The sequence below is a fragment of the Streptosporangium saharense genome, assembly GCF_014203715.1.
Classification (GTDB): domain Bacteria; phylum Actinomycetota; class Actinomycetes; order Streptosporangiales; family Streptosporangiaceae; genus Streptosporangium; species Streptosporangium saharense.
Window position 1 is genome coordinate 705,404 of record NZ_JACHJP010000001.1, and the last position, 23,656, is coordinate 729,059.

Genomic DNA, 23,656 nt, shown 5'->3' on the forward strand with positions numbered 1-23,656 from the left:
GTCCGGTACGGCGGGGCGCCGTGGTGCGATCACACCCAGGATCCCGCTGGATTCGGGCCGGACTTTCTCACGCATCGGGCTTTCTCACACACCAGGCTTTCTCACGCATCGGGCTTTCTCACACAGGAGCCGATGACTTGGGCGAGTTCCTCAGGCAGGGGATAGGGACGCTCCACGGGCAGCATGCCCGTGACGTCCCGCCCGTCGCGCAGCGCCCGCCGGATGTCGTGAACCCGGTCGGTCAGATCGGTGATCCGCAGAGTCCACCGGTCGAGATAACGGGCGACGGCCTCCCCGGAAAGCCCAACCTGGATCGACCGGTACGGCAGGGCATTGTGGTGCGGGTCGCGTTCGGGATCCCACTGGACCCGGACCGGACTTTCCCGCAGCCGCCTCCGCCACGCCTCGGGATCCGTTTCCCCGTCGGGATGGCTGAGGCAGGAGTGCCCAAGCGCCCACTCGAACCCTTCCCGACTGATCTCGACGGCCAGAACCCTGGTCTGTCCGGCCTTGGTGGCCCAACCGCAGCGATACATCATCCACAGAAAGGACGGCTTGATCCAGGTCATCCGCTCACGCTTGAAAGGCGCCACGAACCGCTGCGCCGCGACAGCCGGATCCGCGATGGCCGGATCATAGGCCTGATAGACCGTGACAGCCTCCTCACCGAAGTCAGCCCGGATCTGCCGATAGGGGACGTTCATCCCGCCGAGCATGGTGAACGGTCCTCCACCCCGCAACAGAATTAACCAGGCTCGGCTCATCATGGACGATGAGCCGAGCATCCTCGATCACGTCGGGTGGCCACGCGGTACGGCTTCGCACACCGTTTTTGACAGCAGGACTCTGTCCCATTGAATGATGTCCTGGCGGACAGTGGCATGGTCGTGACGACAACGTGAACGGTTCATGCCGGTTACGTGCTGTGGAATTCAGAAGTCGAGTTCGCCTGGCTGGTGAATGAGCACTGCAGGAGGCGTCGCTTCAGGTGACTTCGGGGTTTTCGTTTGGGCTGACATCCAGTGTCTCGTTGGCGCGTACCTGCGGTAAGGGGGTGCCGGTGTGCGGGAGAGATAATCGCTAGGACAAGATCAAGAGTGTTGTCTGAAATGCTGCACGTGGCTCTTGCGGGACGGGGATGACCGGGGTCGGTGGGGAGTTCGCCGGTCAATCCGGGGTGGGAGCGGAAAAGCGGGTCGGGGTTTTTCAGATGGGAGACACGCATTGGTTACGCGGATCGAGACGGCCGCCTCGTCGAGTGTGACCCGGTCTCAGGGGGAAGCGTTGGATGAGGACTACCGTTCCAGGCTTTCTGAAGTTCAGACGGTTCCCGTTCGTGAGCTGCTCTCGGCGGACACGCCGCGGAGCGGGGGAGAGGATCTCCAGCACGTACGCCTGCTCTCCAGCGTGGAGACCGCGCTGCCCCCGGTGATCGTGCACCGGTCCACCCGGCGGATCGTGGACGGGATGCACCGGCTGCGGGCGGCGATGCTGCGGGGGGACGAGACCATAAGCGTGCGGTTCTTCGACGGTGACGAGCGCGAGGCCTTCGTGGTCGCCGTCAAGGAGAACATCACTCATGGCCTGCCGCTCTCCGCCGATGACCGGGCCGCGGCCGCCGTACGGATCGTCCGGACGTATCCCCACTGGTCAGACAGGATGATCGCCAAGGTCGCAGGGCTGTCCGCTCGGACGGTGAGCGGCATCCGCCGTACCGCACTCCCCGAGGACGCCTCGCCGAAGGCGCGGCTGGGGAACGACGGCCGGGTCCGTCCGCTGGACAGCTCGACGGGCCGGATCCGCGCGGCCGAACTCCTCACGAAGGAGCCGCGTGCCTCGCTGCGGAAGGTCGCCGAGCAGGCGGGCATCTCACCGGGCACGGTCCGGGACGTCCGCAACCGCCTTGAACGCGGGGAGGGACCGTTACCGGGTCTGCGACGGTCCGTTGACGCGCGACCAGCCTCGGCCTCGCGCGAGCGGCCGGTCACCGCGGACATTCCGCTCCCGGACACCGCCCCCGAATCCCCTCCCCGCCGAAGGTCGTCACTGAAGACCCTGATCAGGGACCCTTCCCTCCGGTCCAGGGAGCACGGCAGGCTCCTTCTTCGGATGCTCAGCGTGAACGCCCAGCTCACGTCGATCCGGGAGCAACTGGTCGCCGTGATCCCCGAACACCGCATCAGCCAGGTCAGCCAGCTGGCCAGGGAAAGTGCCGCGGCATGGACGGAGTTCGCGGAAAGACTCGAACGCAGAACGGCACGCCCCAAAGCGTGAGGTGGAGAAGCGGTGGTGAGGACCGAGGATCTGATCGGTATTCAGGCGAAAGCACCGGTCTGGGAAAGCGCTGGCCGACGGCCGTGATTCCTCTGGGAGCCTGTGAGGCATGAGCGAGATAGTCAGGCGGGTGCCGTTTCCCTTCGACGGCGGGAAGTTCCCTTCCGAGCTTGGGGCTGTCGTGCAACGTACGGTCCTCAGCGGAGAGTTTCCCGTGCTCGTCGTGATCCACGATGACGACGATGACTGGCTGATCGGGGACGCCGTGACCGACGCGAGCGATCCCGAGGTCCTGCTCATCAGCCACGTTCGTCACCTGGTGGAACGCGATCCCAGCATCGAGGAGACCGCCGATCTGCCCCGCGGGTACGCGGCTCGAAGGGTGTCGCCGTCGGCTCCTTGGACGATCGAGAGGTGGAGCTACGAGGACGAGTAGTGCGACCATCGCCGCATGATGTCGATCAGAAAGAACCATGCCGCGTAGGCGCCCCTCCGAGGTCCGCGCACGCAGGGTGCGGTGCGGAACCCACAGGGTCTCGATTCACCAGGTGCCAGGTCTCACCGCCCACCCCATGGCCGCGGTGATCGCCCTGGAACACACCCTCCTGCAGCCGGGCGAGGTGGCCGCGAGGCTGTTGGCCTGGGCACAGGACGTCATCCCCGGCACCTCAGCCAAGCTCCTCCCCACGTGCTCATGCGCTGGGTGCGCCTGGGAGGTCGATCCACGCGGGGAACTCGAAAGGGCGCTCGTCGCCCTGCCCCACTGGGCCAGGCCGTACCTCTATGGCCTGGTGCTTCCCATTGACAGGAGCTTCCTCGCCAGGACGACGCCGGATCCGTATGCCTCGCCTGATTGGCCGTGGTGGCGACAACGACGACGTCCGTACTTCGGAGAAAGGCGGACTTCAGGGGGTGTCCAGGACGGCGGCCAGGCGTTGTAGGGAGTGGGGTTGCCGTCGTGGTCGAGGTGCCTGAAACTCACCGGCGACGACGAGCAGAACGCGTCCGCGAATGGTGGGCAAGTACGGCAAGCGAGAGCGCCTGACCTTATCGAGAGGCCGGGCAGTTGGGCTGATGGTAGGGCTCGCCGGGAATGTATTGCCGCCACTCCTCGGGGGTGAAGGACCGGCCTGCGATGCTGCACACCGCTCGCAGGAGGGCCTGGGGATCATACGGTAAACCGACGTTCCAGATCCGTACCATGCCATCGCCTCCAGCGGTGGCCAGGCGGGTGCCGTCTGGGCTGAACGCCACCGAGAACACGGTATTGGTGTGACCGGTGAGGGAAGTGCCGATTTGCCTGCCGGTGGCCGTATCCCAGATCCGCACCGACTTGTCGTATCCGCCGCTGGCCAGGCGGGTGCTATCTGGGCTGAACGCCACTGAATACACCCCGCTGGTGTGTCCGGTGAGGGGGGCGCCGATTTGTCTGCCGGTGGCCGTGTCCCAGATTCGCACGGTGGTGTCGTCTCCGGCGCTGGCGAGGCGGGTGCCGTCTGGGCTGAATGCCACCGAGTACACCCGGCCGGTGTGTCCGGTGAGGGGGGCGCCGATTTGCCTGCCGGTGGCTGTATCCCAGATCCGCACGGTGGTGTCAGCTCCGGCGCTGGCCAGGCGGGTGCCGTCCGGGCTGAACGCCACCGAATACACCCCGTTGATTTGCCTGACGACAGGGGCGCCGGTCGGTTTGCCGGTGGCTGAGTTCCAGATCCGCACGGTGATTTCGCCTCCGCCGCTGGCCAGGCGGGTGCCGTCTGGACTGAACGCCACCGAGAGCACTGTGCTGGCGTATTTGGCGACGGGAGCGCCAGTCGGTTTGTTGGCAGCCACATTCCAGCTCCACACCGTCTTGTCGTCTCCGGCGCTGGCGAGGCGGGTGCCGTCTGGACTGAACGCCACCGAATACACCACACCGGTGTGTCCGGTGAGAGGCTGGCCGGCCGGTTTTCCGATGGTTGCATTCCAAATCCGCACGGTTTTGTCGCCTCCGGCGCTGGCGAGGCGGGTGCCGTCTTGATTGAACGCCACTGAATACACCACACCGGTGTGCCCGGCGAGGGGGGCACCGCTTTGTTGGTTGGTGGCTGCATTCCAGATCCGCACGGTGGTGTCGTCTCCGCCGCTGGCCAGGCGGGTGCCGTCCGGGCTGAACGCCACTGAATACACCACACCGGTGTGCCCGGTGAAGGGGGCACCGATCTGTTGGTTGGTGACCGTATCCCAGACGCGCACGGTTTTGTCAGCTCCGGCGCTGGCGAGGCGGGTGCCGTCATGGTTGAACGCCACCGAATACACCACACCGGTATGCCCAGTAAGGAAGGTGCCGCTTTGTTGGTTGGTGGCCGTATCCCAGATCCGCACGGTGGTGTCGTCTCCGCCGCTGGCCAGGCGGGTGCCGTCCGGGCTGAACGCCACCGAATACACCACACCGATGTGTCCGGTGAGGGGCGCGCCGACTTGCTTGCCGGTGGCCGTATCCCAGAGGCGTACGGTTTTGTCGTCTCCGGCGCTGGCGAGGCGGGTGCCGTCTGGGCTGAATGCCACCGAGTACACCCCGCCGGTGTGTCCGGTGAGGGGCGCGCCGATTTGCCTGCCGGTGGCCGTATCCCAGAGGCGTACGGTTTTGTCGTCTCCGGCGCTGGCGAGGCGGGTGCCGTCTCGGTTGAACGCCACCGAGTACACCCCGCCGGTGTGCCCGATGAGGAAATTACCGATCTGCCCAGCGTTGGCCACACCTCGGATCGACACCGTGCCGTCGTCTCCGGCGATGGCCAGGTACTTACCGTCCGGGCTGAAGGCTACCGAGCGTAACGTTCCACCCTCAAGGAGATCGTCAGCGTCACTCTGCCTGCCAGTCGTCGCATTCCAGATCGACACGACGCCATCGCCTCCGGCGGAGGCCAGGCGGGCGCCACCCGGACTGAAAGCCACTGAGAACACCGTACTGGTGTGCTTGGTCAGGACAGCACGTGCAGGTCTGCTGAGGAGAGCGGCCATGCTCGCTCGAGCTTCGTCGGTATCGGCGATGGCTTGCGCCGCAGCGGCCAGCCGCGCCGATGTCTCTGGGATGCCGGGCAGGGCTTGGCTGTAGGTGGCCGCCTCCCGAGAGGCGGCCTGGGCACTGCGAGCCAGCGCCAACGCGCGTTGCTGATTGGCATCTTGGCTGGAGAGTGCCGCGGCCACTGCGGCGATGCTCGTGATCACCAGCAGCCCGGCCAAGACCGCGGACATCCCCTGCCGGCGGAGTCGAGTCCGAGCGGCGGTACGGGCGCCGTCGTGCAGAAACGCCTCCACAGAGTGGGACAGGTCGAATCCGTCGTAGCGGTCCGGGTCAGCCCGCCAGCGGGTGATGGCCTCCTGGGCGGCTTGCAGACGAACCCCGCGATACAGGAACGACGCATCCCGGCGACGCTGGTCCCATTTGGTGGAATCTCGAACGATCTCCCCGTGCAGGGCCCGGTCAGCGCTCTCGCTGGCCAACCAGTCCTGCAGTAGCGGCCAGGCGGTCAGCAGTACGTCGTGGGCGAGTTCGACCGCGTTGGCTCCCCCCGCCGTCTCAGGAGTCTCGGGCGCCGGGGAGACGTTGGCGGTGGCCTCCGACGCGGGATCAGCGGATACCGCCTCCGTTGTCTGGGCCGGGTCGGGGGGCCGGAGCACAGGGCCGGTGATCATCAGCCGGGCGGCGGTGAACACCTCGACCACCTGCCGGGCCAGTTCAGGCGGTTCGGGTGCGCACAAGGCGGCCAACTCACCCATGGTGGCGCGGCGTCGGCTGACCTGCCCGTCGGCGCCCGTGATCGTCAACGCCAGGATCAGACGCGGAGCGATGGCCTGCTGCCGGGGGGTGAGGGAGTCGAAGGCCTCTTTGGCGGTGGCTTCCACAGCCGAGGCGACGCCGCCGGAGCGATCGTAGCCCTGCCGGGTCAGCTTCCCGCCTTCGCGCTGATCCCAGGTGCGCACCATCGCCATCGACAGCAGCGGCAACGCCCCCGTCAGCCCTGTGAGGCCGATCCCGCCCGCGGGCAGGCGCAGGTGGCCGACCAGTTCCCGCACCACCTGCTCGGCCAGGCCGTCTTCCACACTCGCCCCGGCTGCGGCGGCCGGGCCGGTGATCGCCCGCTGTAGTTCCGGCTCGTTCATCGGGCCCAGCACGAACATCCGCTCCTGCAACGCCCGCTCCAGCACCGGGTGAGCGGCGCACCGCTCGACGAAGTCTCCGCGCATCGCCACCACCACGACCCCCGGTGCCGGTCTGCCTGCCTGCTCACCGGCCGCGCGTTCCGGCTGGGCGGAAGGCACCGGAGCGGCCCCGCTTCCGGTGCCGACGGTCATCGCCTCCAGAGCGACGACGAACGTCTCCGCTTCCTCGGCGTGCTCTCCCGAGGTCAGGGTGAACAGTTCCTCGAACTGGTCGACGACCACGACCAGGCGTTGCGGGCCGTCACCGGTCGCGCCCTGCTGGTGGCGGCGGATCCGTTCGGCGGCCAGCACCTGGTAGGCCCGCTCCCTGGCCCGGGACGGGTCGCGGCCTAGCTCGGCCAGCACGGTGTCGGGGTCGGCGCCACAGCGCACCGCCAACTGTGTGGCCAACTCCTGCAGCGGCCGCTGCCCGGGGGTGAAGGTCACCGGCACCCATTTCGCGCCACCAGGGCCACCAGGGCCACCAGGGCCACCAGGGCCACCGGCGGACGAGGAGGCGGGGGTGGTCAGCGCAGGCAGTAGTCCGGCGTGCAACAGGGAGGACTTGCCCTCCCCAGAGGCCCCGATCACCACGATCAGCCCGCCTTCGCGGGGGACGGTGACCATCGCCGTCAGCCGGGCGGTGGCCTGGCCTCGCCCGTAGAACAGGTCCGCCTGGGCTGGGCCGAACGGCTCCAGCCCCTGATACGGGCACCCGCCCGCCCACGCCGTGCCGCTCGCGCCCAGCAGTGCAGCGGAGGTGCCGCCAGGTGGGCGGACTGCCAGCTCGCTCAACTGTTCACGCATCACCGTCAGCAGGGCGATCTGCTGCTGTGTCTGGGCGCGGTCGAAGCGATGCTCGGCATCTTGCCGGTACAGGGTCTGCTGGATCCGGGCCACTTCGACGTACAGCAATCTCAGCATCGGTGCCAGCGCCGCGATCTGCCGGCCGAGCTCGACGAAGGCTGTCATCAGTTCCTCCAGCAGCCGGGCATGTCCCTGGGCGACTGCTTCACCGATCACGACCTGGGTGACCTCGACCTCGGCCAGCACCCTCCCCAGCGTCTCGGCGAGGGCATCGGCGTGCGCGTCTCCGGCCTGTAGGGCCTTCTCCAACTGCGCCGTCAGTTCCCGCTCCACCTGCCGCACCCGGTCGGCCGGCTGGGCAGCGGCACGGGTATCACCGGGGGTTCTGAGGCTGGTTTTGGCGCGGGCAGCGGCCAGGTAGGAGCCGATGAGGCCCGACAACAGATTCTCCCCGACCGAGCCGACCACGTTGATCCCGGCCGCCGCCACCGCCAGGCCCGGCTCGGCCAGGGCCAGGGGAGCAAGTGCGCTCGCGCACAGCGCGGCCAGCAGCGCCCGCGGGCTCGCCCAGCCCACTCCCCGCGCGGACTGGGACGCCGCCTGCCGCACCCAGCCGCGCACCCCGTTCTGGGCAGCGGCGATCTGCTCGGGCAGCAGGACATGACCATCCAGTTCAGGCAGTTCAGACAGCTCGGGGAGTTGCTCACCGTGGTGGCTCACACTGCTCCTGACCGTGCGATACGACAGCCGACATAGCGTGCGACAGCAGAGGCCGAAGTCGAGTGGCATCCCGGCCCCTCTTACGGCCTCCATGGCTTATCGGCCCAACCCCGCCGAGCGCTACCCAACCCCAGCACATCGGTCTGCCCTGAACGGTAAGCGTTCACCGAGCGTTACTCACCCACGAGCCGACTGTCCGGAAAAACCCAGGCACCCCAGCGTGAGATGCGGAACCCGATCAGGGCGTGACGATGGGGAAGTTCGGGGTGGGGGTGTCCAGGATGGTGGCCAGGCGTTGTAGGGGAGTGGGGTCGCCGTCGTGGTCGATGTGGGCGAGGGCGCCGGGGGCGCCGGTGGTGAGCAGGTCGAACAGTTGCTGTCTGGTCAGTCGGAGGGTGAGGTCGGCGCCGTCGCCGGAGGGGGTTCGGCGGTGGGTCAGGGCGCCGTTGGACAGCGTGGTGCTGTGGTGTTCGTCCAGGTCGGTGAGGTACCAGTCGATGGTGAAGCGCTCGTTCCAGGCGTCGGGGCCGTTGACGCGGATGGCGAGGGAGTCGAAGACCTGCTCCACGCTGAGCGCGCTGAGCATGTCCGGTGAGGTGGTGTCTGCCGTGCCCGCGGCGGGGCCGTCGGCCAGCTCGGCGGCGCCGGTCAGGTAGAAGTTGCGCCAGGTGGCGTTCTCGGCGCCGTGCCCGAGGCGGGTGTAGACCTCGGCGAGCAGCGAGCGAGCCTCGGCGTGGTGCGCCGCGTCGTGCTCGTCGCGCCCGCGGTGCTCAGAGCGGTGTTCGGTGCGGTGCTCGCCGTACCTGGCGTCGGAGTGGGGGTCGGTGGCGAAGATGGCGTGGTTGAGGAGGGTGGCGGCGAAGCGGAGGTCGCCTTCCTGGATGTAGCGGCGGGCGTGTGCGATGACGGCCGAGGTTCCGCCCAGGCACTCGACGTAGCGTCGAGCCTGCTCGACGGGTGGGTGTTCCCACAGGTGGGCCGGGTTGCCGTCGAACCAGCCCAGGTAGCGCTGGTAGATCGCCTTGACGTTGTGGCTGACCGAGCCGTAGTAGCCGTGGGTGTGCCAGGCCCGTTCCAGGGCGGGTGGCATCCGCATGGTCTCGGCGATCTCGATGCCGGTCAGGCCGTGGTTCAGCAGGCGTACGGTCTGGTCGTGCAGGTAGGCGTACAGGTCGCGCTGCTGCGACAGGAACCGGACGATGTCCTCCCTGCCCCAGGTCGGCCAGTGGTGGGAGGCGAAGGCGACGTTGGCCCGGTCGGCGAACAGGGTGATCGCCTCGTCCAGGTAGCGGGCCCAGACGCGGGCGTCGCGGACCACCGCGCCGCGCAGGGTGAGGACGTTGTGCAGGTTGTGGGTGGCGTTCTCGGCCATGCACAGGGCGCGGTGGTCGGGGAAGAGGAAGTTCATCTCCGCCGGGGCCTCGGTGCCGGGGGTGAGCTGGAAGACGATCCGCACCCCGTCGATGGTCTCCTCCTGCCCGGTGTGGGTGATGTCCACGGTGGGCGGGATGAGGGTGACGGTTCCCGCCGAGGTGCCCATGCCCAGGCCGCAGCCGAGCTGGCCTTCGGGAGAACGCGGCAGGCGCTGGCCGTACATGTAGAGGGCTCTGCGGTTCATGGCGGTGCCCGCGTAGACGTTCTCGGCGACGGCGTGTTCCATGAAGTGGGCCGGGGCGAGGATGGGGATTCCGGTGCCGTCGGTGACGCCGCGGACTCCGCCGAAGTGGTCGGCGTGGGAGTGGGTGTAGATGACGCCGGTGACCGGGCGTTCGCCCCGGTGGTCGCGGTAGAGCCGGAGCGCGGCGGCGGCGCACTCGGTGGAGACGAGCGGGTCGATGACGATGACGCCGGTCTCGCCCTCGACGATCGTCATGTTCGACAGGTCCAGGCCGCGCACCTGGTAGATGCCGTCGGTCACCTCGAACAGGCCCTGTTTGGCGCACAGTTGCGCCTGTCGCCACAGGCTCGGGTGGGCGTCCTGTGGGCAGTCGCCGTCAAGGAAGGCGTAGACGTCGTTGTCCCAGACGACCTCGCCGTCGGCTCCCCTCACGAGGGCCGGGGAGAGTTTCGCGACGAAGCCGCGGTCGGCGTTGTCGAAGTCGGCCCGGTCGTGAAAGGGAAGGTCTGCCATGGAAGCGTGGTGCCCCCGGTCATCCGGAATAAGGCCAGGAAAACCCAAAAATCATCTTTTATGACCCGGGTCGGTGCCGGTGACGAGAGGGGAGGCCCAGGCCGTGGCGGGGTCGGCGTCCAGCAGTACGGCACGGGCGAAGGAGCTGAGCGGCACCGCCAGGATCGCGCCGAGCGCCCCCAGCGCCCAGGTCCATACGAACAGGGAGAGCATGGTCACCGTGACGGACAGGTGGGCCGACTGCCCGGCGAACTTCGGCTGGATGACCGACTGGATCACGAAGTTCAGCACGCAGTAGGCCACGACCACCCACACCATCGTGGCCACCCCGGAGTCCAGCAGCGCCAGCACGGCCGGGGGGACCAGCCCGATGACGAAACCGACGTTGGGGATGTAGTTCGTGATGAACGACAACAGCCCCCACAACAGCGGCAACGGCACCCCGAGCAGCGCGAGGACCGCCGTGTCGAGCACCGCTACGATGAGCCCGAAGACCGTGCAGACCACCAGGTAGGAGCAGGTGTCACGGGCGAATCCCCGCAACGCGGTCACCAGGTCGGGGCGCTGGGCCACGAGGGCACCGGTGGTCCGCCGGAAGACGACAGCGTCCAGGCTCATGCCGTACAGGACCAGGATCGTCACCACCACCGCCGAGACCGTTCCGGCGAATCCGGACAGCAGGCTCTGCGCCGCCCGGACGATACGGTCGGGGTCGATGCCGCTCAGCGCGTTCCTGATCTGGGACTGGTCGACGCCGAGGTCGCGCAGGGCCGTACCGACGGACGACAGCAGGCGCCGGTACTGGTCGGCATATCGCGGGACAAGGGCGACGAACCGTGCCACGGAGACCACCATGGCCGCGCCGAGGGCGCACAGCGCGAGCAGGATGACGGCGAGGGGGACGAAGGCCGCGGCCCAGCCTCGCAGCCGGTCGCGCAGCGGGCTCACCGCGATCGTCAGGGTGAGCGCCAGGAACGCCGGGGCGACGATCGCGCTGAGCTGCCTGGTTCCCCACAGCACGATCACCGCCGCCGCGCAGGCCGTGAGCGTGCGGAACCCGACGGACACCTTCACCGGCATGCCGTGACGCTACGCGATCACCTCCGGCGTCCCCGGAAGGCGACACGCTCCTTGATCGATCGCATACCGTCCGGCGACGGCTTGACAGTCCGGCGGGAGATTATCTATAACTCAGCTTGTAGGTTTCCTCTTGCGTGAGGAGCAGTTTTCCCCGGAGGTGATGGTCCATGTTGCTGACGTCGATCGACCCCTTCGTGCAGGAGTTCGAGCGGCAGTTCGACCGGATCGTCCGCCAGGCGGGTGGCCAGGACGGTGCCACCATGGCGATGGACGGCATCCGGCGCGCCGACGACGTCGTGCTGCGCTTCGACCTGCCCGGCATCGACCCGGACTCGATCGAGGTCACCGTCGACCGCGGCGTGCTGTCGGTCTCCGCTCGGAGGGAGGAGAAGTACGCCCAGGACGAGCGGCTGTTCGTCCGCGAACGGTCGATGGGCACCTTCACCCGGCGCGTCTACCTGTCGGAGCACCTGGACGCCGAGGCGGTCGAGGCCGCCTACGACAGCGGCGTCCTGGCCGTCCGCATCCCGGTGCTGGAGAAGGCCAGGCCGCGCAGGGTCACCATCAGGAAGGGCGCCGACACCCGCAGGGCGATCAAAGGCTAACCGCGCTGGAAAGGAGTGCCGTTGTCCCACCAGGTGGGTTCCAGGTGGGCTTCCAGCACCAGGTCGCGGACGGCTTCCCGGTCGTCGGCCAGTACGGCCAGCAGAACGCCGCCGGTTCGTGGGTGACTCCGTGCGAGGGCCGTGGCGAGGTTCTCCACGGGCTGCAGGTGAAGACCCTGGTCGCCGAGGCTGGGATAGGTGTCCGCGACGGCGACCAGGGTTCCCCGGTCCCCGGGGAGGGTGCCGCACAGTGCGGTGAAGTGCCCCACCCGCCAGTCGGCGGACGGCCCGAGGGTGAAGTCCCCGGTCCGGAGATAGTTGTCGATCTGGTCCCGCGTCGGCCTGGATCCCCACAGTGGGCCGGTGGAGAGGTTCGCGACGGGTACGGCGGGGCGGCCTCGCTCGTGCAGGGCGTCGAGCAGGGCGAGGAGCCCGCCGGGGGTCCACACGCCGGTCGCGGGGACCGCGGCAACGGCCCCCGAGGACAACTCCTCGACGGCCGCCCCCACCCCGGGCGCCGAGGTGCCCGCGCCCTCCACGTCGGCGGCCCGCGACACGCCCGTCCAGGCGTCGGTGCGTGAGGGCTCGCCGACGGGACGGGCCGAGGGCAGGTCGTGGGGCCAGACGGCGGTGCCCGCCGCGACCGCGAAGGTGGGCAGGTCAGGAGGGTCCTCGCCGGTCAGGGTGGCCACGGCGAGCCACGCCCAGAACGGACCGCACAACTGGTCAGGCTGGGGCAGCGCGCGACGGTGCCGTTCGAGCAGCGCCGTCGCGCCCGCGAACCGCCGTACCCCTTCCAGCACGTCCATGTCAGTACCGCCACAGGTGGGCGGCCACCACGTCCTGGATGGTCTTGCCCTCGGCCCACGCCTGGTCGGCCGCGCGGACGGCGGCGAAGGCGCCGAGGAGTTCCTCGCCGAGGGCGGCGCGGACGCGGTCGTTGCCGAGCAGGGCCCTGCGCTGCTCCTCGGGGGTGGTGGGCAGGCGGTGGATGTTCCGCCTGTCGCGCTGCTCGGCGGACCAGGAGCTGGGGTCCTCCTGGACGGGTTCCGGCAGGGTGAGGCCGTCGGCGATCCCGGCCAGGCCCGAGGCGATGACGACGCCGAGGGCCAGATAGGGGTTGGCCGAGGCGTCGGAGGGCTTGAGCTCGACGTTGGCGTGCGAGGCGCCGAGCAGGTCGGTCGCCGGGACGAACCGCAGGGCCGCCTCCCGGTTCTCCACCCCCCAGAAGGTGAAGGCGCTGGAGAAGTAACCGGGCCTGAGCCGGTGTAGGGACGGCACGCTGGGCGCCGTGACGGCGGTGATGGCCGGCAGGTCACGCAGCAGCCCGGCCAGATAGGCGGCCCCTTCGGGGGTCATGCCGTACGGCTCGGCGCCCCCGGACAGCAGGTTGACGCCGTCGCGGGAGAGGGAGGTGTGTAGGTGCCAGCCGTTGCCCACCCCCTCGGTGGTGACCAGGGGAGCGAAGCTCGCCCGCAGGCCGTGCGCGTCAGCGGCGGCGTGGATGGTCTGCCGGGCGAGAACCTGCTGGTCGGCGGCGGTGACCGGGTCGGCCGCCGCGATGCTCAGCTCGAACTGGGCCGGGCCGTACTCGGCGTGGAACTGGTTGACCCGCACCCCGTTGTCGCGCAGGTCGCGCAGGAGCTGGGCGGCGAAACCGTCCACGTCGAGCAGCACGCGGGGACCGTAGGCCGGTCCCGAAAGGACCTCGGCGGCTCCCGGCTCGGTGCGGCTGAGGTGGAACTCCATCTCATAACCGGCCCGGAACTCCAGCCCGAGCCCGGCCGCCCGCTCGACCTGGCGCTCCAGCACCCCCCGCTGGTCGTACGGCCAGGCCGAGCCGTCGGCGGCGACCTGCCTGCCGGGGGCCCACGCGAAGGCGGGCTGCCCCGCCAGCCGTACGAGCCGGTCGGCGACGGGGACCAGCCGGACGTCGCCGGAGGGGGTGCTCAGCCCCGGGTGGCCGAAGGTGATGCCGTCGTGGGAGTCGAAGACCGCGAACAGCGTGGTGACGCCGACGCCGCGTTCGGCGACGGACGGCAGCTCGTCCACCGGGACCGTGCGGGAGCGGGTGATGCCGTTGTTGTCCACCCAGGCGATCGTGATGCCGACGACGCCCTCCTTCGCCAGCGCCTCGGCCTTCGCCTGGAGATCGACGGCTGTCACGTTCCGCTCCATGAACCGCTCCCTGGGGTGCCGGTGTGTGGTGGCCGTTGGTGAAGATACCGCCCGTGGCGACGGCGGCGAGGGTGGAGATCGGATACACGCCGGGGCCGGGGTCTTTGTGCGGGCCTGGTGCCCCGCCGCCTGGTTCGGGCGGTTGGCGCGTCGCGGGAAACTTGTCGCAACACGAGATATGGGATGTGACTTTTGGATCAGCCCTATATATGGTGTCCCATGCAGTCGGTTCGGCCGCCCAAGCCAGGGTGGTCGAGGCAAGAGGGAACCCGGTGGAAATCCGGGACTGCCCCGCAGCGGTGAGTGGGAACGACCGCCGTCACACGCACTGGGTCACGGACCTGGGAAGCGACGGCCAGTAGGAACGCGTGTCACGCCCACGAGTCCGAAGACCTACCGGCCGTGCCGTACGCGATCGTGGGCGTGCGGCTGCTCCGAGGCCGCGCGGGACGGTCGACGGCATCGGCGCGAGGGCTGTACGACGCCCCTGCCGGAGCCCTTCTGCGCGGACCTTCGGTTCATGACCGAGTTCGCGAGGAGAGAGCTGTGACGGTCATCGGGGATCCGTTGACGGACCTGACCAGTATGACGCCGGACCAGGGGGACCAGCCCGCGCCACGGCATGTGCAGATGCACGTCCGCAAGCGCAACGGCAACGCGGAACCCGTCGATGTCAACAAGATCGTCAGGGCGGTCGAGCGCTGGGCCGACGGCCTGACCGACGTCGATCCGCTGCGCGTGGCCACCAAGACCATCAGCGGTCTGTACGACGGTGCGACGACGGCCGAGCTGGACAGGCTGTCGATCCAGACCGCCGCCGAGATGATCGGCGAGGAGCCGCAGTACTCGCGCCTGGCCGCGCGGCTGCTGTCCGGCTACATCGACAAGGAAGTACGCGGCCAGAGTGTGGCGTCCTTCAGCCAGGCCATCCGGCTCGGACACGCCGAGGGCCTCATCGGCGACGCGACCGCCGCGTTCGTCGCGGCCAACGCCCGCAAGCTCGACGACGCCATCGACCCCACGGCCGACCTGCGGTTCGAGTACTTCGGGCTGCGTACGATCTACGACCGCTACCTGCTGCGGCACCCGTCGACCCGGCTGGTCGTGGAGACGCCGCAGTACTGGCTGCTGCGGGTGGCGTGCGGGCTGGCCGAGACGCCGGGGGAGGCGATCGGCTTCTACCGCCTGATGTCGTCGCTGTCCTACCTGCCGAGCTCGCCGACGCTGTTCAACTCGGGCACCCAGCACACCCAGATGTCCTCGTGCTACCTGGTCGACTCCCCGCGTGACGAGCTGGGCTCCATCTACGAGCGGTACGCCCAGATCGCCAAGCTGTCGAAGTTCGCCGGGGGCATCGGCGTCTCCTGGAGCCGGGTGCGCTCGCGCGGCGCCCTGATCCGTGGCACGAACGGTCACTCCAACGGCATCGTGCCGTGGCTGCGCACCCTGGACGCCTCGGTCGCCGCCGTCAACCAGGGCGGGCGTCGCAAGGGCGCCGCCTGTGTCTACCTGGAGCCCTGGCACCCGGACGTCGAGGAGTTCCTCGAACTGCGGGACAACACGGGTGAGGACGCCCGCCGTACGCACAACCTGAACCTGGCGAACTGGATCCCCGACGAGTTCATGCGCCGGGTCGAGGCCGACGAGATGTGGTCGCTGTTCGACCCCAACGAGATCCCCGAGCTTCCCGACCTGTGGGGCGAGGCGTTCGACGAGGTCTACCGCGCAGCCGAGCAGGCGGGGCGCCACACGCGGCAGGTCAGGGCGCGCGACCTGTACGCCAGGATGATGCGCACGCTCGCGCAGACCGGCAACGGCTGGATGACCTTCAAGGACGCCGCCAACCGGACGTGCAACCAGGCCGCCGAGCCGGACAACGTGGTGCACCTGTCCAACCTCTGCACCGAGATCATCGAGGTGTCCAACGACGGCGAGACCGCGGTGTGCAACCTCGGCTCCGTCAACCTGGCCGCGCACGTGGCCGACGGCGACATCGACTGGGTACGGCTGCGCGCCACGGTCCACACCGCGGTCACCTTCCTGGACCGGGTGATCGACATCAACTACTACCCCAGCGAGCAGGCCGCGGCCAGCAACCCGAGGTGGCGCCCGGTCGGTCTCGGGGTGATGGGACTGCAGGACGTCCTCTTCGCGCTGCGGCTGCCGTTCGACTCGGCGGAGGCCAAGGAGCTGTCCACCCGGATCTCCGAGGAGATCTACCTCTCGGCGCTGGAGACCTCCGTCGGGCTGGCCGAGCGCTTCGGCGCCCACCCCGCCTACGAGCGGACGTGGGCGGCGCGCGGCAAGCTCCAGCACGACCTGTGGGGCGTCGAGGGCACCCAGACCGAGCGCTGGAACGCCGTACGGGAGCGGATCGCCGTCCACGGGCTGCGCAACTCGCTGCTGGTCGCCATCGCGCCGACGGCGACGATCGCCTCGATCGCCGGGTGCTACGAGTGCATCGAGCCGCAGGTGTCCAACCTGTTCAAGCGCGAGACCCTGAGCGGGGAGTTCCTGCAGATCAACAGCGCGCTGGTGACCGAGCTGAAGACCCGTGGGCTGTGGACCGAGCAGATCAGGGCCGCCATCAAGCAGGCCGACGGCTCGGTCCAGGGCATCACGGCGCTGCCCGACGACGTGCGGCTGCTGTTCCGCACGGCCTGGGAGCTGCCGCAGCGGGCGCTGATCGACATGGCCGCCGCCCGCTCGCCGTACATCGACCAGAGCCAGTCGCTCAACCTCTTCATGAGCGCGCCCACGATCGACAAGCTCTCCTCGATGTACCTGTACGCCTGGAAGTCGAAGCTGAAGACCACCTACTACCTGCGTTCCCGTCCCGCCACCCGCATCCAGCAGGCCACCGTGCCCGTCGCCGCGGCGGCCGAGCAGGTGAACAAGTCGGAGGAGGCGCTCGCCTGCTCCCTGGAGAACCCCGAGTCATGTGAGGCGTGCCAGTGATGTTGCTCGACCCGGGCATGAGCCTGACCCTGCGTCCCATGCGGTACCCGCTGTTCTTCGACCGCTACCGTGACGCGATCAAGAACACCTGGACGGTCGAGGAGGTGGACCTGCACTCCGACCTCAAGGACCTGTCCAAGCTGTCGGCGGCCGAGCGTCACCTGGTCAGCCGTCTGGTCGCCTTCTTCGCCACCGGCGACACGATCGTGGCCAACAACCTGGTGCTCAACCTGTACCAGCACGTCAACGCCCCCGAGGCGCGGCTGTACCTGTCGCGGCAGCTCTTCGAGGAGGCCGTGCACGTCCAGTTCTACCTGAACCTGCTCGACACCTACGTCCCCGACGAGCAGGAGCGGTTCGAGGCGTTCGCGGCGGTGGAGAACATCCCCTCCATCCGGCGCAAGGCGGAGTTCTGCTTCCGCTGGATCGACTCCCTCGGCGAGCTGCGGGAACTGCGCAGCAGGGAGGACCGCAGGGCGTTCCTGCTCAACCTGATCTGCTTCGCGGCCTGCATCGAGGGGCTGTTCTTCTACGGCGCCTTCGCCTACGTCTACTTCCTGCGCTCCCGGGGCCTGCTCAACGGCCTGGCCTCCGGCACCAACTGGGTCTTCCGCGACGAGTCCATGCACATGGCCTTCGCCTTCGACGTCGTGGACGTCGTGCGCGAGGAGGAGCCCGACCTGTTCGACGACGAACTGGTCGCCCAGGTCAGGGAGATGCTCGCCGAGGCCGTCGACTGCGAGGCCCAGTTCGCCGAGGACCTGCTCGGCCAGGGAGTGCCCGGCATGTCGACCGCCGACATGCGCTCCTACCTGGAGCACGTGGCCGACCGGCGGCTGTCCCTGCTCGGCATCGAGCCGCTCTACGGGTCGAAGAACCCGTTCGCGTTCATGGAGCTGCAGGACGTGCAGGAGCTGTCGAACTTCTTCGAGCGCCGGGTCTCGGCCTACCAGGTGGGCGTGACCGGCTCGGTCAGCTTCGACGCCGACTTCTGATCCTGCACGGCGTCTGATCTTGTACGGCGCCGCCCCGGATGGGGCGGCGCCATGTCGGCATATTTGCGGTATTTGGCGGATCGGCGCCTCGTGTCATGATGGCGGAAAGGCGAGCGGGGACGAGGAAGCCGGTGTGAGTCCGGCGCGGTCCCGCCACTGTGATCGGCGAGCGGATCCCCACGTGGTCACCGCCCCTGACGGGGTGGGAAGACGGGGACGAGCATCGACCCGAGAGCCAGGAGACTCACCCGGTCGCCTCCTCGATGAGCTGGGGCGGATCTCCCCGGGGAGGAGCGGGTCGTCATCCAGGTGCTTGCCGTCCTGAGGGCTCCCTTCGCGGAAGGGAGCCGGGGGACGAGCTGACCTTTTTCCTCGAACCAGCCGGGCGTGAGGTCCGGCCATTTCGACATGCGTTCCTGTGATTCCGGAGAACGGAGAAACAGCGCTATGGAAACACTTCGACCGGCGTCTTCAGAATCAGTTGTCACCGCCCTCGGGGAGGTGGCGAAAATCGGTTCCTTCTTCGCGATCGACATCGGTGCCGGCGGCGCAGGATGGCACGACGTGAATGCCGACTACGCGCGTGGTTTCACCGACCTGGTGGAGGCGGTCGCCGCGAGGTACGGCACCGGAGAACTGCGGATCGGCGCCTCCATCGCCCAGCTCGGACACGCCGCCAGGCTGTGGTCGCCGCTGCTGGCCACCGTGCTCGGCCATGGCCTGGTGCTCGACCTGCGCCGCCTCGAACGCGCCGACGACGGACCGAGGCTGCGCCTGCCAACGGTCTCCGGCTGGCACGCGGAGACGGAAGACCAGGTCACGGGCCTGCTGTACAACATGGTCGTGCGCGGTCACCTGGAACCGCTGGCCGCCGGACTGCGGGTCAAGGTCGCCCCCGGACTGCTGTACGGCAACGCCGCCTCGGCGCTCGTCGAGGCGGGCCGGGCGATCGTGGCCGCCCGCCCCGAGCTGACGGCCCCGGCCACCCGGCTGGTCACCGCCCTGCTCGGCCACGGCGCCCTGACCGGGAAAGGCGTGATCACCTCACCGGCCCTGGCATTTCGCCGTACCACCTGCTGCCTTTATTACCGGGTGCCCGACGGGGTCAAATGCGACGACTGCTCGCTGGCCGGAAAGTGAGTTCTTGAATTTCCCCGGCCGCCATGCTTATTGTGCTTTCGCAAGGAGTTCGCAAATGCGTATCACTTGCAGTTGGCCGGTGATGCGCGCGACCGAAGGAGGACGCACATGGCGCACCACGGTTTCGACGAACCCGAGGGCACGGAGTCGTGCCTGAAGTCCCACACCCCCGCGGTCGACGCGCCCTTCGAGTGGCGTGAGGACGACGACGAGTAACCCCGGGGCCGGGGTTCCCCAGGCCCCGGCCACACCCTTGACTGGAGGAGCACAGGTGCGACGACCCCGCGTGCTGGTCGAGGGAGCGGGCGCGCTCGCGCGGCGGACAGCCGTACTGCTCGCGGCCGTCGGCGAGGTCGTCACCGAGGGGGACGCCGACCTGGTCGTCTCGTGCGCCGTCGGGCTGCCCGACGAGCACTGGTGCGACCTCGACCTCCGGCTGGCCGAGGCGGGCGTCCCGTGGCACCGCGCCCACACCGAGTCGGGACGGGTCCGCGTCGGGCCGTTCACCCGGGCCGGTGGGGTCACCTACCGCGACGCGCGGACCCGGCTGCTGGCCGCCACCGGCGAGCTTCCCCCGGCCGACGACGAGGGGGAGATCCACCCCGAGGTCGTCGAGGTCGCGGCGGCGATGCTGGCCGCGGAGGTCGTGACGCACCTCACGGGCGGCGCCGTACCCGAGCACGAGCTGACGATCGAGGCGGGCCAGGCCGTCACGGTCACCGCGCGGCCGGTGCTGCCGCTGCCCGGCGGCCCGCCGACCCCCTCCAGGGAACACGAGGGGAGGGAACGGCTGCTGGTCGGCGACAGGTTCGGGCCGGTCAGGAGGGTACGGCGGGACCGGCGACGCGCGCCGGACCCACGGAACCTGGTCTCCTACTCCGCCTATCTGGCGCATCATCCCCGGCTCACGCCGTGGGTGGCCGACCCGGTGACCGGGGGAGCGACCCTGGGCGACGACGAGGCCGCCCGGTGGGCGGCGATCGGCGAGGCTGCCGAACGTTACTGCGGCAACCACGTCCCCGAGGACCTGCCCCGCGCGGCCTATCGCGACCTGGGCGACTCCGCCGTGGACCCCCGGACCTTCGCGCTGTACTCCAAGAGCCAGTACGACGCCCATGGCTTCCCGTTCACGCCGATGACGGCCGACCTGGAGATCGCCTGGACCTCCGCCGTGGACCTGGAGGACGGACGGGACGTCCTGGTGCCCGCCTCCCTGGCCTACGTCAACTACTTCCGTGGCTCTCACAGGGACGAGCCGCCGACCAACTACCCCCTGCTGGCCGGTACGGCGGCCGCGGACTCGCCGGAGCGGGCCCGTGAGGCGGCGCTGCGGGAGGTGCTGGAACGCGACGCGGTCACCCTGTGGTGGCAGAGCGGCGCCCCCGCCTCCCCCCTCCCCGTGCCGGGTGAGGGCCCGCTGGCCGACGCGCTCCACGAGGCAGCGGAGGCGGGGCTCACGGTGTCGCTGCTGCGGGTGCCCTCGGCGTTCGACGCGATGGTGGCGGCGGTGTTCGTCGAGGACACGCGGCGGCACGTCGTGGGGTTCGGCAGCGCCTGCCGTACCACCGCGGAGGAGGCGGCGAGCAAGGCGTTCACCGAGGCGATCGGCACCTACCAGACGGGGCTCGACCTGCTGGACGAGGAGAGCGGCTTCTGGCGCGGGGTCCGCTCCGGCACCGTCGAGCGGCGGCCGTACCTGCCCTATCGCGCCGACCGCGCCTACCTGGACGGACTGCGGCCCGGCTGGCGCGACCTCAACGACGTGCGCGTCAACGTCCAGGTGTATCTCGACGAACGCATGCAGGACGCGGCCCTCGACCGGTTGCGCGTCCCCGTCGGCCCACCGCTGCCCGCCGAGACCGTCGGCCCGTGGCGGTCGCTGGCCGGGCGGGGGCTGCGGCCGTACGCGGTGGACCTGACGACCCGCGACGTGCGGGCGGCGGGGCTCAGCGTGGCGCGCGTCATGGTCCCCGGCCTGTACGGCAACGCCCCGGCGGCCTTCCCGTTCCTTGGCGGGACCCGGCTGCTGACCGAGCCCGTGGCCCGTGGCTGGGTGCCGGGGCCGTTGACCGAGGACGACCTGTGGCGACGGCCCCTGCCGTTCGCCTGACCTTATTCATTCCTGGGGGAGCGTATGCGGCTGGGACTGGCCATGGGGTACGGCGGAGCGCCCATGGAGCGGGTGCTCCCGGTGATCCGGCACGCCGAGCGGATCGGCGTCGACTCGGTGTGGAGCGTCGAGGAGTACGGCCCCGACGCCGTCAGCGTGCTGGGCTACCTGGCCGCCGTGACCGAGCGGATCGAACTGGGCACCGCGATCATGCAGATCCCCGCCCGCACCCCCGCGGCCACGGCGATGGCCGCGATGACCCTCGACGTGCTGTCCAACGGGCGCTTCCAGCTCGGTCTCGGCCTGTCGGTCCCGTGGATCGTCGAGGGCTGGCACGGCCTGCCGTACGAGCGGCCACTGCGCAGGACCCGCGAGTACGTCGAGATCGTACGGCGGGCCATCGCGCACGAGGACCGCGTCCACTACGACGGGCAGATCTACACGCTTCCCTACCGGGGGCCGGGATCGACGGGCCGGGCCAGGCCGGTCCGCTCGGAGATGACCCCGCTGCGCCCGGACATCCCCATCTACCTGGCCGCCATCGGCCCCGGCAACCTCGCTCTCACCGGGGAACTCGCCGACGGCTGGCTGTCCGGGATGTACGCCCCCGAGCACGAGGCCGCGATCCTGGCCCCGCTTGAGGAGGGTCTCGCCCGGGCCGGACGCGCCCGCGACGCCGTGAAGATCTGCCCCATCCTGTACGTCGCCCGCGCCCGCACCGTCGCCGAGGGCCGTGACAAGCTGCGGCCCCTGTACGCCCACCTGATCGGCGCGGCCTCTCCCGGCGTCCGCAACACCTACGCCGACGTCGTCGCCCAGATGGGCTACGAGGGCGCGGCGCACGACGTGCGCAAACACTTCGCCGACGGCGACAGGGCGGCGGCAGCGGCGGCGGTGCCCGACCGGCTGCTCGACGAGGTCGCGCTGCTCGGTCCCGTCGAGGCCATCGTGGACCGGCTCGCCGCCTGGCGGGAGTCCCGGGTGGACACGCTCATCCTGCTCGACCGGGACACCGAGCTGCTGGAAGCCGCGCGAGCCGCCCTGTGAACGAGCCGTCCATGCGGCGGCTGTGGGCGCTGGCGGTTCCGCTGCTGGTCGCGGGGCTGACGCAGATCATCGTCAACCTCGTGGACACGGTGCTGCTGGCCCGGCTGTCCACCCGGTCCCTGAGCGCCTTCGCCCTGGCCGCCCCGTTGTATCTGGTCGCGCTGGTCGTCGTCCGTGGCTGGGCGACAGCCGTACAGGTCAAGGTCGCTCGGGCGCACGGAGCCGGTGCGCCGGGGGAGGTCGTCCAGGTCGTCCGGCTCGGGCTGGTCACCTCCGCGGGCGCCGGACTCGCCATCGGTGCCGTCCTGTACGGCGTCGCCGAACCGGTGCTGACCGCGCTGGGCGCCACGGCCGAGATCATCGAACCGGGCGTCTCCTACCTGCGCGTCCTGGCGTTCGCGGTGCCGTTCGCCGCCGCGTCGTTCACGCTGCAGGGGGCCTGCGCCGGGATCGGGATCACCCGGGCGGCCATGTACCACGCGCTCCTGGTCAACGTGGTGAACCTGCCGCTGGGGCTGTTGCTGATCTTCTCCTTCGGCCTGGGCGTGACGGGCGCGGCCCTCGCCACCCTGGCCGCGACCGTGGCGGGGACGGCCTTCCTGCTGGCGTACTCCCGGACCCGGCTGCCCTCGGTGGCTCCCGTGGACACCGGCGCGGTGGTGCGCGGGCTGTGGGCCATCGGCTGGCCGGAGATGAGCGCGATGGGCGTCGGCTACGTCAACGAGGCGCTGATCGCCGGATTCGCGGCCAGGATCGGCACCCCGGAGCTGGGCGCCTACCGGATCGTGGACAACCTGCTGCTCGTCGTCTTCACCGTGATGGGCTCGGTCGCGGCCCCGATCAGCATCCTGGCGGGACACGAACTGGGGGCTGGCGACCCGGCCCGCGCCGAACGGTGGCGCCGCACCGGGCAACGGCTGCTGCTGGCCGTGTACGCGGTCCCGGCCGTCCTCGCCCTGACCCTGGGCCGTCCCCTGCTGTCCCTGGTGACCGAGGACGCCACCATCGCCGACCTCGCCTGGCAGGCGGTGCCGCTGGCCGTACTGAGCCTGGCCCCGATGGTGCCCGCCATGTCCTACGGCTGCCTGCTGCGCGCCATGGGCGACACCCGCTCCGTCATGATCGGCAATGTCGCCGGGGACTATCTGGTCCTCGTCCCCCTGGCGTGGTTCCTGGCCGTCCCCGGCGGGTGGGGGCTGCCGGGGATCTACGTGGCGTGGGTCGCGTTCACGGTGGTGCTGGCGATCTTCCTGGGGGCGCGTGTTCGGGTACGGCTACGCGTGGGCGTCGGGTAGCCGGTCTTGTCGTGTGGCGGTCTTGCCGTACGGCGGGCTGGTGGTGCGGCGGGTTGGTTGTACGGGGGGCTTGGTCGTGAGGCGGGCTTGCCGTAGGCGGCTTTGGTATGCGGCGGTGCGGCGGTTTGTGGTGGCGC

Annotated in this window: 16 protein-coding genes and 2 riboswitches; of the genes, 10 read left to right on the forward strand and 6 right to left on the reverse strand. The window is 69.7% G+C overall.

The genetic code is table 11. The annotated features are described in order from the left end of the window. Positions 1–101 precede the first annotated feature (101 nt). On the reverse strand, positions 102–704 hold the full coding sequence (locus tag FHS44_RS03445; RefSeq protein WP_184712385.1) for a DUF4291 domain-containing protein: 603 nt from the start codon (positions 702–704) through the stop codon (positions 102–104). Positions 705–1,284: 580 nt separating this feature from the next. On the opposite strand from FHS44_RS03445, the gene FHS44_RS03450 reads away from it, so the two are divergent. The 3 genes from FHS44_RS03450 (at position 1,285) to FHS44_RS03460 (ending at position 3,215) form a co-directional block, all read left to right on the forward strand. Next, positions 1,285–2,274, forward strand: a complete 990-nt coding sequence (locus FHS44_RS03450) for a ParB/RepB/Spo0J family partition protein (RefSeq protein WP_184712386.1) — start codon at positions 1,285–1,287, stop codon at positions 2,272–2,274. 109 nt (positions 2,275–2,383) lie between these two features. Next, positions 2,384–2,710, forward strand: coding sequence for a hypothetical protein (locus FHS44_RS03455; protein ID WP_184712387.1), 327 nt, complete (start codon positions 2,384–2,386; stop codon positions 2,708–2,710). Between the two features lie 112 nt (positions 2,711–2,822). Beyond that, a complete protein-coding gene (locus FHS44_RS03460; RefSeq protein ID WP_184712388.1) occupies positions 2,823–3,215 on the forward strand; it encodes a hypothetical protein in 393 nt (130 codons plus the stop codon). Positions 3,216–3,321: 106 nt separating this feature from the next. On the opposite strand, the gene FHS44_RS42225 is transcribed toward FHS44_RS03460, so the two are convergent. The 3 genes from FHS44_RS42225 to FHS44_RS03475 form a co-directional block, all read right to left on the reverse strand. Continuing rightward, on the reverse strand, positions 3,322–7,980 hold the full coding sequence (locus tag FHS44_RS42225; protein ID WP_184712389.1) for an nSTAND1 domain-containing NTPase: 4,659 nt from the start codon (positions 7,978–7,980) through the stop codon (positions 3,322–3,324). A gap of 238 nt (positions 7,981–8,218) precedes the next feature. Continuing rightward, positions 8,219–10,111 (reverse strand): alkyl/aryl-sulfatase, encoded by a 1,893-nt coding sequence (locus FHS44_RS03470; RefSeq protein WP_184712390.1) that lies wholly within the window; start codon positions 10,109–10,111, stop codon positions 8,219–8,221. Between the two features lie 51 nt (positions 10,112–10,162). Continuing rightward, positions 10,163–11,191, reverse strand: a complete 1,029-nt coding sequence (locus FHS44_RS03475; RefSeq protein WP_184712391.1) for an AI-2E family transporter — start codon at positions 11,189–11,191, stop codon at positions 10,163–10,165. A gap of 167 nt (positions 11,192–11,358) precedes the next feature. Between FHS44_RS03475 and FHS44_RS03480 the strand changes: the two genes are divergently transcribed. Beyond that, positions 11,359–11,796, forward strand: coding sequence for an Hsp20/alpha crystallin family protein (locus FHS44_RS03480; protein ID WP_184712392.1), 438 nt, complete (start codon positions 11,359–11,361; stop codon positions 11,794–11,796). Here the strand turns inward: FHS44_RS03480 and FHS44_RS03485 are convergent. After that, on the reverse strand, positions 11,793–12,605 hold the full coding sequence (locus FHS44_RS03485; RefSeq protein ID WP_184712393.1) for a DUF6885 family protein: 813 nt from the start codon (positions 12,603–12,605) through the stop codon (positions 11,793–11,795). The two genes, FHS44_RS03480 and FHS44_RS03485, sit on opposite strands and share 4 nt — an antisense overlap. A gap of 1 nt (position 12,606) precedes the next feature. Further along, the gene (locus FHS44_RS03490) at positions 12,607–13,974 is read right to left on the reverse strand and encodes a type I glutamate--ammonia ligase (RefSeq protein ID WP_184712394.1); all 1,368 of its coding nucleotides are present in this window, start codon (positions 13,972–13,974) and stop codon (positions 12,607–12,609) included. Between the two features lie 209 nt (positions 13,975–14,183). Further along, positions 14,184–14,389: riboswitch (cobalamin riboswitch) on the forward strand. 131 nt (positions 14,390–14,520) lie between these two features. Here FHS44_RS03490 and FHS44_RS03495 point away from each other — a divergent pair. The 6 genes from FHS44_RS03495 to FHS44_RS03520 all read left to right on the forward strand — a co-directional run bounded on the left by FHS44_RS03495 (position 14,521) and on the right by FHS44_RS03520 (position 23,519). Continuing rightward, the gene (locus FHS44_RS03495; protein WP_312863516.1) at positions 14,521–16,932 is read left to right on the forward strand and encodes a ribonucleoside-diphosphate reductase subunit alpha; all 2,412 of its coding nucleotides are present in this window, start codon (positions 14,521–14,523) and stop codon (positions 16,930–16,932) included. Continuing rightward, a complete protein-coding gene (locus FHS44_RS03500; RefSeq protein ID WP_184713419.1) occupies positions 16,932–17,927 on the forward strand; it encodes a ribonucleotide-diphosphate reductase subunit beta in 996 nt (331 codons plus the stop codon). The genes FHS44_RS03495 and FHS44_RS03500 overlap by 1 nt, the downstream gene beginning before the upstream one ends. A 65-nt stretch (positions 17,928–17,992) precedes the next feature. Then, a riboswitch (cobalamin riboswitch) is annotated at positions 17,993–18,193 on the forward strand. Between the two features lie 298 nt (positions 18,194–18,491). Then, positions 18,492–19,067: a (2Fe-2S)-binding protein gene (locus FHS44_RS03505; protein ID WP_312863517.1), complete on the forward strand. Its 576-nt coding sequence runs from the start codon at positions 18,492–18,494 to the stop codon at positions 19,065–19,067. Positions 19,068–19,338: 271 nt separating this feature from the next. Beyond that, the gene (locus FHS44_RS03510) at positions 19,339–21,177 is read left to right on the forward strand and encodes a SagD/YcaO family ATP-dependent cyclodehydratase (protein WP_184712396.1); all 1,839 of its coding nucleotides are present in this window, start codon (positions 19,339–19,341) and stop codon (positions 21,175–21,177) included. A gap of 24 nt (positions 21,178–21,201) precedes the next feature. Beyond that, on the forward strand, positions 21,202–22,224 hold the full coding sequence (locus tag FHS44_RS03515) for an LLM class F420-dependent oxidoreductase (RefSeq protein WP_184712397.1): 1,023 nt from the start codon (positions 21,202–21,204) through the stop codon (positions 22,222–22,224). Positions 22,225–22,235: 11 nt separating this feature from the next. Then, positions 22,236–23,519 (forward strand): MATE family efflux transporter, encoded by a 1,284-nt coding sequence (locus FHS44_RS03520; RefSeq protein ID WP_184712398.1) that lies wholly within the window; start codon positions 22,236–22,238, stop codon positions 23,517–23,519. The last annotated feature ends 137 nt before the right edge of the window (positions 23,520–23,656 follow it).

What these genes read in the sequence shown, in the direction of transcription:
- FHS44_RS03445 (WP_184712385.1), bottom strand. Translation starts at nt 704, where the DNA reads ATGAACGTCCCCTATCGGCAGATCCGGGCTGACTTCGGTGAGGAGGCT.
- FHS44_RS03455 (WP_184712387.1), top strand. Translation starts at nt 2,384, where the DNA reads ATGAGCGAGATAGTCAGGCGGGTGCCGTTTCCCTTCGACGGCGGGAAG.
- FHS44_RS03470 (WP_184712390.1), bottom strand. Translation starts at nt 10,111, where the DNA reads ATGGCAGACCTTCCCTTTCACGACCGGGCCGACTTCGACAACGCCGAC.
- FHS44_RS03475 (WP_184712391.1), bottom strand. Translation starts at nt 11,191, where the DNA reads ATGCCGGTGAAGGTGTCCGTCGGGTTCCGCACGCTCACGGCCTGCGCG.
- FHS44_RS03480 (WP_184712392.1), top strand. Translation starts at nt 11,359, where the DNA reads ATGTTGCTGACGTCGATCGACCCCTTCGTGCAGGAGTTCGAGCGGCAG.
- FHS44_RS03485 (WP_184712393.1), bottom strand. Translation starts at nt 12,605, where the DNA reads ATGGACGTGCTGGAAGGGGTACGGCGGTTCGCGGGCGCGACGGCGCTG.
- FHS44_RS03490 (WP_184712394.1), bottom strand. Translation starts at nt 13,974, where the DNA reads ATGGAGCGGAACGTGACAGCCGTCGATCTCCAGGCGAAGGCCGAGGCG.
- FHS44_RS03500 (WP_184713419.1), top strand. Translation starts at nt 16,932, where the DNA reads ATGTTGCTCGACCCGGGCATGAGCCTGACCCTGCGTCCCATGCGGTAC.
- FHS44_RS03515 (WP_184712397.1), top strand. Translation starts at nt 21,202, where the DNA reads ATGCGGCTGGGACTGGCCATGGGGTACGGCGGAGCGCCCATGGAGCGG.
- FHS44_RS03520 (WP_184712398.1), top strand. Translation starts at nt 22,236, where the DNA reads ATGCGGCGGCTGTGGGCGCTGGCGGTTCCGCTGCTGGTCGCGGGGCTG.